15 protein-coding genes are annotated in these 10,625 nt (G+C 69.3%); 9 read left to right on the top strand and 6 right to left on the bottom strand.

Going from position 1 to position 10,625, the window contains the following annotated elements; translation table 11 throughout:
* Positions 1–186 precede the first annotated feature (186 nt).
* The 3 genes from E1285_RS07110 (at position 187) to E1285_RS07100 (ending at position 2,029) form a co-directional block, all read left to right on the top strand.
* Entirely contained in the window at positions 187–825 is a 639-nt protein-coding gene (locus tag E1285_RS07110) for a helix-turn-helix domain-containing protein (protein WP_207946457.1), read from the top strand.
* A 74-nt stretch (positions 826–899) separates the two neighbouring features.
* Positions 900–1,523, top strand: coding sequence for a dihydrofolate reductase family protein (locus tag E1285_RS07105; protein WP_132149319.1), 624 nt, complete (start codon positions 900–902; stop codon positions 1,521–1,523).
* Entirely contained in the window at positions 1,520–2,029 is a 510-nt protein-coding gene (locus E1285_RS07100) for a pyridoxamine 5'-phosphate oxidase family protein (RefSeq protein ID WP_207946456.1), read from the top strand. The genes E1285_RS07105 and E1285_RS07100 overlap by 4 nt, the downstream gene beginning before the upstream one ends.
* A 73-nt stretch (positions 2,030–2,102) precedes the next feature.
* Here E1285_RS07100 and E1285_RS07095 read toward each other — a convergent pair whose 3' ends face one another.
* A complete protein-coding gene (locus tag E1285_RS07095) occupies positions 2,103–2,573 on the bottom strand; it encodes an NUDIX domain-containing protein (RefSeq protein ID WP_132149317.1) in 471 nt (156 codons plus the stop codon).
* Between the two features lie 80 nt (positions 2,574–2,653).
* On the opposite strand from E1285_RS07095, the gene E1285_RS45380 reads away from it, so the two are divergent.
* The gene (locus tag E1285_RS45380) at positions 2,654–2,827 is read left to right on the top strand and encodes a hypothetical protein (RefSeq protein WP_165966492.1); all 174 of its coding nucleotides are present in this window, start codon (positions 2,654–2,656) and stop codon (positions 2,825–2,827) included.
* Positions 2,828–2,911: 84 nt separating this feature from the next.
* Here E1285_RS45380 and E1285_RS07090 read toward each other — a convergent pair whose 3' ends face one another.
* From E1285_RS07090 to E1285_RS07080, 3 genes are all read right to left on the bottom strand, one after another.
* Entirely contained in the window at positions 2,912–4,111 is a 1,200-nt protein-coding gene (locus tag E1285_RS07090) for an SMI1/KNR4 family protein (RefSeq protein WP_207946455.1), read from the bottom strand.
* Positions 4,112–4,420: 309 nt separating this feature from the next.
* Entirely contained in the window at positions 4,421–5,242 is an 822-nt protein-coding gene (locus E1285_RS07085; RefSeq protein ID WP_132149331.1) for an NAD(P)-binding domain-containing protein, read from the bottom strand.
* 133 nt (positions 5,243–5,375) lie between these two features.
* The gene (locus E1285_RS07080) at positions 5,376–5,786 is read right to left on the bottom strand and encodes a MerR family transcriptional regulator (RefSeq protein WP_132149313.1); all 411 of its coding nucleotides are present in this window, start codon (positions 5,784–5,786) and stop codon (positions 5,376–5,378) included.
* 59 nt (positions 5,787–5,845) lie between these two features.
* On the opposite strand from E1285_RS07080, the gene E1285_RS07075 reads away from it, so the two are divergent.
* The 4 genes from E1285_RS07075 (at position 5,846) to E1285_RS48375 (ending at position 8,140) form a co-directional block, all read left to right on the top strand.
* The gene (locus tag E1285_RS07075; RefSeq protein WP_132149311.1) at positions 5,846–6,775 is read left to right on the top strand and encodes an NAD(P)-binding domain-containing protein; all 930 of its coding nucleotides are present in this window, start codon (positions 5,846–5,848) and stop codon (positions 6,773–6,775) included.
* A 108-nt stretch (positions 6,776–6,883) separates the two neighbouring features.
* The gene (locus tag E1285_RS48385) at positions 6,884–7,282 is read left to right on the top strand and encodes a sigma factor-like helix-turn-helix DNA-binding protein (RefSeq protein WP_347814062.1); all 399 of its coding nucleotides are present in this window, start codon (positions 6,884–6,886) and stop codon (positions 7,280–7,282) included.
* A 34-nt stretch (positions 7,283–7,316) separates the two neighbouring features.
* A complete protein-coding gene (locus E1285_RS48380; protein ID WP_347814061.1) occupies positions 7,317–7,796 on the top strand; it encodes a hypothetical protein in 480 nt (159 codons plus the stop codon).
* Positions 7,793–8,140 carry a hypothetical protein gene (locus E1285_RS48375; protein WP_347814060.1) on the top strand — a complete coding sequence of 116 codons (348 nt, stop codon included), beginning with the start codon at positions 7,793–7,795 and terminating at the stop codon, positions 8,138–8,140. The genes E1285_RS48380 and E1285_RS48375 overlap by 4 nt, the downstream gene beginning before the upstream one ends.
* Positions 8,141–8,196: 56 nt before the next feature.
* Here the strand turns inward: E1285_RS48375 and E1285_RS07060 are convergent, their stop codons facing one another.
* A complete protein-coding gene (locus E1285_RS07060) occupies positions 8,197–8,709 on the bottom strand; it encodes a hypothetical protein (protein WP_132149309.1) in 513 nt (170 codons plus the stop codon).
* 99 nt (positions 8,710–8,808) lie between these two features.
* Positions 8,809–9,732 (bottom strand): RNA polymerase sigma-70 factor, encoded by a 924-nt coding sequence (locus E1285_RS07055; protein WP_132149307.1) that lies wholly within the window; start codon positions 9,730–9,732, stop codon positions 8,809–8,811.
* Between the two features lie 197 nt (positions 9,733–9,929).
* On the opposite strand from E1285_RS07055, the gene E1285_RS07050 reads away from it, so the two are divergent.
* Positions 9,930–10,415, top strand: coding sequence for a carboxymuconolactone decarboxylase family protein (locus tag E1285_RS07050; protein ID WP_132149305.1), 486 nt, complete (start codon positions 9,930–9,932; stop codon positions 10,413–10,415).
* Positions 10,416–10,625: the final 210 nt, after the last annotated feature.

Genomic DNA, 10,625 nt, shown 5'->3' with positions numbered 1-10,625 from the left:
CCCTGGCGGGCCAGCTCGACCGCGCGGCGGCGGAACTCGGGCGGGTGTGGTGAGGGCATGGCGGACATCCTTCCTGATGATCGCCGGTGACCTCAGATCAGATGTCCGTGCTCCGGGGGGAAGCTCACCCGCCTTTGGGATTCCGACCCTTCGGTGCCGTCAGAGGTGTTCGCCGACGGGTGGTTCATGGGTGTATGGACCAGGCGTTTCCTCTACGAGTACCCCACCCGGGTGCGGCTCGTCGGGGTGCACTTCAAGCCATGGGGCATGTCGCCGTTCATCGACATGCCGGCGACCGAGTTACGGGACCGATGGGTGCCCGTCGACGCCGTCTGGCAACGGTCTGTGGACCGGATCCGCAACCAGGTCGGCGACCTCGCATCGGCCACCGAGACACTGCGGGTAGTGGAGGAGGAACTGCGGTCGCGGCTCGCTGAGGCACCGTCGCGCGGTCTCGGTCTGGTCCAGCACACGGGCAGGAGGTTGGAGACTTCCCACGGCGCGATCCCGGTCGGTGCGCTGGCCGAGGCCGCAGGGGTGAGCGGCAATCACCTGGCCACGCAGTTCAAGTCCCATGTCGGCGTCACCCCGAAGCGGGTGGCGCGGATCTACCGATTCGCGCGGCTGATCCTGTCCGTGGACGCCCTGCGTCCGGTCGACTGGCCGGACCTCGCGCACACGGCGGGCTACTTCGACCGGGCCCACTTCACCAGGGAGTTCAAGGACTTCACCGGGCACACCCCGACGGAGTACCTGGCGCTGCGGCGACGGCTCCCCGCCGATCCGGGTTTCCCGCCTGACAGCGGTCCGATGCCCGCTGATTGATTTCTTACATGCCTGACCGCCCCCGAGGGCGACAAGATCAGCGTGTCCGGGCAGGAAGGCTCCGAGGAGGACCCGTGGGCACAGTGATCATGCACAACGTGGTGTCGGTGGACGGCTTCATCGCCGACGAGAACGATGGCGTCGGGCCGCTCCACGAGTGGTACTTCAACGGGGACACCCCGATCACCGAAGGCGTCGACCCGCAGTACGACCACTCGGGAACCGGAAGCGCCTTCAAGCTCTCAAAGGCGTCGGCGGAGTACGTCCGGCCGATGTGGGAGGCGATCGGCGTGATCGTGATGGGCCGCACGCTGTTCGACCTGGTCAACGGCTGGGAGGGACGTCCCCCCGCGGGCGATCACGTGGTCGTGGTGTCCCACCGGCCCAAGCCCGAGGGCTGGCACCCCGAGGCGTCCTACCATTTCGTCGACGACGTGACGGCCGCGATCGACAAGGCCCAGAAGCTCGCCGGGAAGCGCACCGTCAGTGTGAACGCCGGCGAAGTGGGCGGCCAGATCTTCGCGGCCGGCCTGGTGGACGAGGTAGCGATGGACGTGGTGCCGGTGGTGTTCGGCTCAGGGAAACGCTACTTCGGCAGCATCGACGGGCAGCATCTGCTGGAGGATCCCGATGTGGTCATCCAGGGCGACGGGGTGCTCCACCTGAAGTACAAGGTTCGCCGTGCCAAGGACACGTGATCGCAGTGGACGACCTCGACGCACATGCCCGTGCACTCGTCGAGGCCAACCTGTACATGACGCTCGGCACCGCCGACGCCGATGGGCGGCCGTGGGTGTCGCCCGTGTACTTCGCGACGGCCGACTACGCCGAGTTCTACTGGGTGTCCGCCCACGACGCCGCCCACTCGCGCAACATCGCGCAGCGTCCCGAGGTGAGCATGGTCATCTTCGACTCGCAGGTACCGGCCTACCACGGCCGTGCGGTGTACCTCTCGGGGTCGGCCGCGGAACTCGCCGGTCGTGACCTCGACCGCGGCATCGCGATCTACCCAGGCCCGGTGACGCGAGGGGGTACCAGTCTGGCGCTGGACGATGTCACCCCGCCGTCGTCCTATCGCCTCTACCGCGCCACCGTCACCGAGGCGTCCGTCCTCTGCCCGCGGGAACCCCGGCAACCGTGCCCGCTGCACTCGATCAACGCCGATCACCGAACGCCCGTCCTCCCGTGGCGGAACGCCCGGTAGCCCGCCCCGGTCGGACGCCGGTTCCCACGGTGAAGCCCACTCGTGCAGGGCCGCTTCCGGCTCTGCGATGACCTCAGTGCTGGATGAGGCCACCGACCGGGACGGGGGCGACGTGGCCGGTCGCCGGGAGTGTCCGGGCCAGGGCGAGGCCGATGTCGACCAGCGATGGCCGGCGCAGGCGAGCGACGTCGGCGATCGGCGTCCAGGTCGGCTCGGCGGTCTCGCCGTTCGGCTCAGGCCGGAGTTCGCCGCCGGTGATGCGGACCTGGTAGAAGATGCCGACATTTTGGTGCTCGGGTCCGGGGACGGTGCGCTCGGCCGCGGGGACGACCCTTGAGTCCACGCCCAGCAGGCCCTCGACCATCGCGTCGCAGCCGGTCTCCTCGGCGACCTCCCGGATCACCGCGTCGAACGGATCCTCCGCGTGCTCCACCCCGCCGCCCGGAAGAGTCCAGACGGGCTCGCCCTTCGGCGGGACGTGACGGGCCAGCAGCACGCGCCCGTCCTCGATGCACACGGCGTACGCCGCCAGCCGGAAACTCATCCTTGTATCTCCACAGGTTTCGATGACTCTCAGTGGGCACTAGATGACACAGAGTCAATCTCTGGTGATCGGAGCTGTTCATGCGCAAGCTGATCCTGATCGCGGCCGCCGCCGCGCTGACCCTGACCGGCCTCGCGGGGACGGCCCAGGCCGCCCCCGAACCGCCCGCCGCTCCGGGGCCCGCCGGGCTAGGCGGCCTCAATGGCCTCGGCGGCCTCACTGACGGCATCCCCATCGTCGGCGACCTCCTCTGACCGCACCTGGGGCGGTACACCGAGGGTGCACTTTCTGCGTCCCTGCTACGTGTCAGCGTCCCCGGCTACGCGTCACGTCCCCGGCTACGCGTCGGGGGCGAGCTCGCCTTCGAGGACGGTTCGGGTGATCGGGGGCCGGTCCCAGAGGGCGAGGATCTCATTGGCGAGGTCCGCTATCGGGAGCGGGTGCAGGTGGCCGGGCACCTCGATGGCGGCGGCGGACAGGCTGCGCGGGACGGCTCCGGCGTCCAGGAGGACACGCCACTCCTCCGGCCCCAACTTCAGGAACTCCAGTCCCGTCAACGCGGCGATCTCCAGCGGGTCGGCGAGCGTGCCGGGCTGGGCGGTCAATGTCCGGAGGCGGGGGAGTCCGGTGACGGGGGCGAGGCTGAGCGGTTCGCCCTCCCAGACACCGATGCTCAGGACCTCCAACGCGGGGTGGACGGCCGCCTCGACGCTCGTCAGGCTCCGGACGTTGACCCTGGCCACGGCTGGAAGCTCGGTGCGGTGGTGGTCGCCGTCCACCTGACCGCCCCGGCCGGCCACGAAGTCGGTGAGCGAGTCTGCGAGCACGTAGGCGCCGATGGACTTCTCGTGACTGAGCATGATGATCTGCCCCATGTGTCCGCGCGGACCAGGTGTCAGGTCGACCGCGATCCGGTCGCCGCCTCCGTTGTCGCCGAAGGCGATCCAGCCGGGTGAGCCGACCACGCCCTGGACCGCGGCGTCCGGCGGGGTGCTGACCGCTTCCGTCGCCGCGAACTGCCACGGGCATGGACGGGACGCCGCGTCGGCGACGTACACGTCGTCCAGCTGGAAGAGGTCGCAGCCGACCGCCTTATAGAGGCGTTCTGCCCTCACGATGTCTCCGTCCCAGTCCTCCCGCTGCGCCCGCGTCACCCGGTAGAGCACCTTGAGTTCGTCGGGCAGCGCGATACCCAGGCGCTCTTCCGCGGCGGCGATCTCCGCCTCGGTGGCGCCGATCGCGCCGTCCAGGCGCTCCTCAAGCGTCCGCTGCAACAGCGCCAGGTCCGCCGACGGAGCGGGCATCGCCTCAGGGACCGGGTCGGGAAGCCGGCGCCAAGGCTCGGGAACGGAGCCTTCGACCAGGATGAGCGAGTCCCGGTGCAGCGCGATACCGGCGTCCACGGACGGGCCGGTATCGAGCAGGTAGAGCACAGCCCGCCCGGCCGGCGAGATCTCCGCAACGAACGAGACGCCGTCCATGCCGGCGTCCTCAAGAGCGCTCAGCACCCGCTCCACTGCGTCGCGCTTGTCCTGCATGCCACCGATCCGGCGACCTCGACCGGGTTTCCGGGGGGTCCGCGGCGGCGCGGCCAGACTCCACCCGGCGCGGCCGAGACGCCCCGCCACGTGGCCGTCTGGCGCGGCGAGGCTCTCGGCGTTGTCCGTCCACAAGAACCTCAGCAACGGCTCCCACGTCGCGAAGTCGTGAATCGAGGGCAATGGTGGTCTCCGTTCAGGTCACTGCCGACCGTCGCCCAGACGAGTCCCTAGCGGACGCCTATGGCTTGGCCCTTGCGGTGCGTCGGAACGATACCGAGGTGGGGCGGCCCCGCGCCCTGGCAAGGGTCACCCGGCGGCGACGCCGCGGCGCATCTCCCACAGCGACGTGCGCAGGTGTCCGGCCTGCTCGTCGGGCACACCCGCCTCCTCGGACACGGAGAGCATGGTCTCCAGGCCGGTGGCCTGCATCGCGGGGTTGTACTCGTCCGGGACGGATTCGCTCACGTCTGAGCCGGCGACCATGATCGGGAGCATCTGCTCCATCCACGGCTGGAGGACCTCGCGCTTGAACGCCTCCACGTCGCCACCCTCCGCGTGGACGAGCGCCACGGCGTGACTCGCCCCCGCGCCGATGCCGTACATGCCGCTCAGCCCGCCCACGTCATACAGCGCCGCGAACCCGGGGTCCTCGCCCGCCCAGTGAGGACGGCCGATGGGGCCGAGCACGGGGGCCACACGGTCGAACAGGTCACGCGTGCCGCTGTAGAGGATGAAAGCTCCGTCCGTTCCCACCGTCGGAGGCACGGCCATGATCCCGCCGGCGAGGAACCGCACCCCGTACTCCTCAAGCCATCCGGCGAGTTCGCGCGCCTGCCGCGGGGAGCCGCTGGTGAGGTTGACGAGCGTCCTACCGGCCAGCTTCCGTATGGCCGGTGCCAGTGCCTCCCGGACGCTGGCGTCGTCCAGCAGGCACGCCACCGTGAGATCGCCCGCCTCGATCGCCTCTTCGACGCTTCGCACTTCCCGCGCACCTCGCGCGAGGAGGTCGCCCGCCTTTCCGGGAGTGCGGTTCCAGACCGTCACGTCGCGACCGGCTTCGAGGAGCGCACCCGCAAGCGCACGCCCCATGGCTCCCATTCCAAGAATGCTGATTCGTTCTTGCCGCATGTCCATGCGAACCACTGTTCACCCATGCTCCAGCCGCCACAAGAAGGCACTTTGGAGTGCGTGGTTACCTGAAAGTTAGTCACCTGACCTGCGCCGATCACCCGGACAGGACACCGAGCGATGCCGCAGCGGCTCAGCCGGGACGCTGTGCGGCACCGGCCACGTCGCAGTCCTCCGGATCGTCGCTTCCGGCCGGCGCCGTGGCGGCGATGATGGCGTCCAGCGTGTCCCGTGCGGCCAGCAGACCGGCCACGGCCTCGTTGATGCGCTCACGTTCCCGGTTGAGGTCGGGCAGCATGCCGGAACACCCCGGCGCCAGGGTCTGCCCGACGTCGACCATGCAGGGCATCAATTCGGCGATCGTGGCGGTGTTGAGACCGGCGCCGAGCAGTATGCGGATTCCCCGGACGGTGACTATGTCCTCTTCCGTGAATTCGCGGTATCCGCTTGGCCGCCGCGACGGCTTGAGCAGACCCTGCTCCTCGTAATAACGCAGCAGGCGTTGGCTGACCCCCGTCCGCCGGGAGAACTCCCCCATGCGCATGTGACGACCACCACATTCAGTTGACTCTCACATCGATGTGAGACAGCAGTCTATTTCGCATGACGAACCAGCAGACAGCAACCCCGGAGCCCTCACCCGTCACCGTCATCGGCCTCGGCCCTATGGGCATCGCCCTCGCCGAGGCGCTTCTGGCCCACGGCCACGCCACGACGGTCTGGAACCGTACCCCGGAAAAGGCCGGCCCCCTCGTCACCAAGGGCGCCCACCGCGCGGAGACCGTCGCGGAGGCGGTGTCCGCGAGCCCTGTCACGCTCATGTGCCTCAAGGACTACGAGACCATGTACCCGGTCTTCGACTCCGCCGGCGACGCATTGAAAGGCCGCGTACTGGTGAACCTCAACTCCGGTACCCCGAATGAGGCGCGCACGGCCGTGAATTGGGCGGCCGAGCGAGGCGTCGCCTACCTCGACGGCGCGATCATGGTGCCGCCGCCGCTCGTCGGGCAGCCCGAGTCCGTCTTCCTTTACAGCGGTTCACAGGACGTCTTCGACGAGCACAGGACGACGCTGGCGAGCATGGGCGACCCCCGGTACCTCGGCTCCGACCCCAGCCTGGCGGTGCTGTACAACGCGGCACTGCTCGACATGATGTACGCGACCATGAACGGCTTTCTGCACGCCACCGCACTGGTCGGTTCGGCGAACGTCCCGGTGGCCGACTTCGCCGATCTCGCAATCAACTGGTTCATGCCCTCGGTGGTGGACACAACCCTCGCCGAGCAGGCTCCCGACCTGGAGAAGGGAAACTATCCCGGCGACGCGGGCACCATGGAGATGAACCTCAACGCACTTGAGCACATCACCCGCACCTGTGAGGAACAGGGCATCCATTCCGACCAGCCGCGCCTAATGAAGGAGATCGCCGAGCGGGCGATCGCCGCGGGCTACAGCGGCAAGAACTACCTGGCCGTATTCGAAGTCTTCAAGAAAGCGACGACGGGCTACCCCGGCAGGACGAACCCTGCCTGACGCGGCACGAGGCAGCGACCGTTCGTCCTTTCAACCTGCTCGTCCCAACCTGCTCGGCCGGTGCTCAGACGACCCCGGTGCGGGCTGTCAGGACCGGGCGGGGATGGTGTGGGACTGGACGGATTCGTCGAGCACCGGGAACGCCTGGTCGGGGTCGCGTACGTCGTGCGGGCGGAGTCCGTGACGATCGCGATGCTCATCGTGCTGGAGTCGCTGTCACCGCTTGAACGGGCGGTGTTCGTGTTGCGGGAGGTGTTCGACCAGCCGTACGCGTCGATCGCGGGGACCCTCGGCAAGGAGGAGCCCAATCCGGAGAAGGTCGCCGGGTCGGTGTCACAGGGGCCGTGCCGCTGCGTCCTTGACGGCATGCAGACCATCACGATCGTCGGAGGCGGGCGCGCGGGTCTGACCGCGGCCATCAGCGGGGCCGAGCAGGGCGCGTCCGTCGTCCTTCACGAAGCTCCCACCTGTGCGGACGCGCCCGCTCGACGGACGCGCCGTACGTAGCCAACGACGGCGCGCACGCCTTCTACTCGGGTGGGTGCCGTGGCGCTGGCTGGCGCGGCACGGGCTAGTCCAGCCGTCCCGTCCGCTCAGGCCGTCCTCGCTCACCTGGACCTACCAGAGCGCGCTCGGCGTACTGTGCCCGGTCGCGTTCTTTCACGATCCGGGCAGCCTGTCGGCGGCGTTCTGCCAGGAGCGGCTGCACCGCGTCGTCCCGATCGGGTACCCGGCGACCCGCTACCCGCGCGGCGGCTGGGGCTCGATCGTCGCGCGCATGCACCGGCGCGCCCTCGGCCTGGGCGTACGGATCGAGACCGGCTCGCGGATCACCGCGCTCCCCGAGAACGGCCCGGTCATCGTCGCGACCTCGCTGGAGACGGCCCGGGATCTGCTCGGCGACCCGTCCCTGGGCTGGGAGAGCGGCCGCGTCGCCTGCCGCGACCTGGGCCTGCGGACCAGCCGCGAGGACACGTTCCTGGTGTTCGACATGGACGAGGGTGCGCTGTGCGAGGCGTGACCACCCGACCCTCGCGCCGCCCGGCCAGAGCCTCGTCCAGGGATACATGCCGGCCCGTCCCGGCGAGTCCAAGGCCGACGCTCTGGGACGCCTCGACCGCCTCTACGACCAGGCGCTGCCCGGCTGGAGGTCCCGGCTCGAATGGGGCCGCGACCAACTCGCACACCATCGCACCGGCGCCACTCGACCTCCCCGGCCGTACGTGGTGCGACCGTCCCGCCATCGACCAGGGCGACGGCCGCTTCCTCGCAGGCGACATGGTCGCGGCCCCCGGCATCCTCGCCGAGGTCTCCATCAACAGCGCCTTGACCGCCGCCTCAAAGGCCATCGCCCAGACCCGCTGACCTCAGCAGGCCGCGCTGGGCAGGCCGGTGTACACGACCCCCCCCCGGTCGAATCGTCAGGCATGGTGGGTGAGCGTCCGCTCGATGTCCCACTGGTGGTGGAAGGCGTCGTGGGCGTTGGCCAAGGCGACCTGAAGCCACGATTGGGGGCCGCGTTCCGGATGCAGCAGGACGATGTCAGCTTCGGCCGCGAGTTCCATGGCCTGGCCCCATGCTGCGGCGGCCAGCCTCAGCGACCAGAGGGCAGCCGGGGACGGCACCTGGTTGTAGGCGCGAGCGCGCGCAAGCAGGACGTCGTCATAACTGGTGATATTCCTGTCGCCGGTCAGCGCGGCACTGACGAGCCGCTCCGCCCAGATGCGCAGATTATCGGTGACATGGCATACGTAACCGCCGGCGGTCCAGTCGAGATCGGGATGCCGGAGCCCGGCGTCCTTGCCGTCCAGCAGACCGCTGTATCGCTGCGGGATCGCTGTGACCAGGTCGATCGCCTGTCCAGGGGTGATCGACCAGTTGTAACCGCACTCTCGGCACGGGTCTCCGTACCGGGCTGCACCCCAGTTGTTCATGGCGGGGAAGACCTCCTTGCACAAGATTTCCAGCGGGCCTGTGCGACGCTTTCGCCTGCATTCACGAAGCTCACCCAGCTTGAGGACAGACCGCTGGATTCAGCGGTGCAGGGTGGTTTCGTGTTGCATGCGGGTCAGCTTGCCGGGGTTGCGGATGGCGTACAGGCCGGTGATGAGGCCGTCGTCGACGCGCACCGTGAAGACGGTGTCGATGTGGCCGTCCAGCCGCAGGACCAGCGCCGGGTAGCCATTGACCTGAGCCGGCTCCAGCGGCGCGGCGCCGAACCTGCGCAACCCGGCGGCCAGAGGGGCGACGCGGTCGGCCCCCACGATCGGCTCGGGCGCGGCCTGCGCGACACCGCCGCCATCACCCAGGAAGACCACGTCGGGCGCGAGGACGTCGAGTAGACGCTGCAGATCGCCTGTCTCGACCGCCCGCTGGAACGCCCTCAGCACGCTACGGGTCTCGGTCGCGGACACGACCCCGCGCGGCCGGCGGGCGGCGACGTGAGACCGGGCCCGGTGGGTGATCTGGCGGACCGCGGCGGGGGTCTTGCCCACGGCTTCGGCGATCTCGCCGTACCCCAGCTCGAACACCTCGCGCAGCACGAACACCGCCCGCTCGGTCGGGGTGAGCGTCTCCAGCACCAGCAGCATCGCCATCGAGACGCTTTCGGCCAGCTCGACGTCCTCGGCCACATCGGGGGTGGTCAGCAGCGGCTCGGGCAGCCACGGCCCGACGTAGGACTCCTTGCGGCGACGGAGGGTACGCATGCGTACCAGGGCCTGGCGGGTCGTGATCCGGACCAGGTAGGCGCGCGGGTCGCGCACGCTGCCGTGATCGACACCGGTCCACCGCAGCCAGGTCTCCTGAAGAACGTCCTCGGCGTCGGCGGCTGAGCCGAGCATCTCGTAGGCGACCGTGAACAGAAGGCTGCGGTGGTCGACGAAGGCTTTCGTGGCCATGTCGATGCGGTCCCCCGGAACAAGCGGGCCCGATTCGTCCATTGCTCGCTCGCTCATAGCCGCTCCTGCCGTTGGTTGTCGACTGCGCCCACACATCAGATGCCGGTCGCCGCCGTTCTGTGACATCCGCGCCCGGTGACGGGGGACACACGGTCGCGCTGTCACAGGGCCGGGGGTACCGGCATCTCCATGGTCACCAGGACGCCGCGCGGACGATCCGCACCCGGCGCGCAACCCACCATGAGGAGGACGTCATGGAACCCCGTATGGACCTGATGACCAACGAACTCGGCGCCAAGCTCGGCAAGCGGTTCGCCAGCGTCAGCCTGGCGATCCAGCAGTCGTCGCTGCCCCGCGGGCTGCAGGAGCTCGTGATGCTCCGCGCCAGCCAGATCAACGGCTGCGGCTGGTGCGTGGACTTCCACACCAAGGAAGCCGCGGCCGCCGGAGAGAGCGCGGTACGGCTCAACCTGACCGCCGCCTGGCGCGAGTCGACGGTGTTCACCGAGGCCGAACGGGCCGCGCTGGCCCTCAGCGAGGAAGGCACCCGGCTCGCCGACGCCCATCAGGGCGTCTCGGACGAAACCTGGGCCTGGGTGCGCGAGCACTACGACGAGGACCAGACCACCGCCCTGGTCTACCTGGTCGCCATGATCAACGCAGCCAACCGGCTCGGCGTGATCGTCCACCAGCGGGGCGGTTCCTACGAGCCCGGCATGTTCGCCAACACGACGAACTGACCGGAGGCCCGTTCGCCGACCCGGCCGGGTCCCCCGACCCGGCCGGGCCCGCCGTCAACCGGCCGAACAACACCAGCAGGACCGAAGCCCTCCTGGCGCTGCGGCTGCTGGTCATCGCACTGATGACGGTCATTGTGGGGGCCAGGAGCAACATCAACATCTCCGGCGAGCAGGTCTGCCTCCGCGCCCGCACCCAGTGGGTCCCGTCAG

The organism is Actinomadura sp. 7K507 (assembly GCF_004348425.1).
Taxonomy (GTDB): Bacteria; Actinomycetota; Actinomycetes; order Streptosporangiales; family Streptosporangiaceae; genus Spirillospora.
The sequence above is the reverse complement of the archived record's forward strand: the minus strand, read 5'-3'. Positions and strand labels throughout refer to the sequence as shown.

Bases quoted from the DNA above. Each gene is read 5' to 3' on its own strand.
- E1285_RS45380 (WP_165966492.1), top strand. From the start codon at position 2,654: ATGCGCAAGCTGATCCTGATCGCGGCCGCCGCCGCGCTGACCCTGACC.
- E1285_RS07085 (WP_132149331.1), bottom strand. From the start codon at position 5,242: ATGCGGCAAGAACGAATCAGCATTCTTGGAATGGGAGCCATGGGGCGT.
- E1285_RS07110 (WP_207946457.1), top strand. From the start codon at position 187: ATGGGTGTATGGACCAGGCGTTTCCTCTACGAGTACCCCACCCGGGTG.
- E1285_RS07075 (WP_132149311.1), top strand. From the start codon at position 5,846: ATGACGAACCAGCAGACAGCAACCCCGGAGCCCTCACCCGTCACCGTC.
- E1285_RS07060 (WP_132149309.1), bottom strand. From the start codon at position 8,709: ATGAACAACTGGGGTGCAGCCCGGTACGGAGACCCGTGCCGAGAGTGC.
- E1285_RS07080 (WP_132149313.1), bottom strand. From the start codon at position 5,786: ATGCGCATGGGGGAGTTCTCCCGGCGGACGGGGGTCAGCCAACGCCTG.
- E1285_RS07090 (WP_207946455.1), bottom strand. From the start codon at position 4,111: ATGCAGGACAAGCGCGACGCAGTGGAGCGGGTGCTGAGCGCTCTTGAG.
- E1285_RS07055 (WP_132149307.1), bottom strand. From the start codon at position 9,732: ATGAGCGAGCGAGCAATGGACGAATCGGGCCCGCTTGTTCCGGGGGAC.
- E1285_RS07095 (WP_132149317.1), bottom strand. From the start codon at position 2,573: ATGAGTTTCCGGCTGGCGGCGTACGCCGTGTGCATCGAGGACGGGCGC.
- E1285_RS07050 (WP_132149305.1), top strand. From the start codon at position 9,930: ATGGAACCCCGTATGGACCTGATGACCAACGAACTCGGCGCCAAGCTC.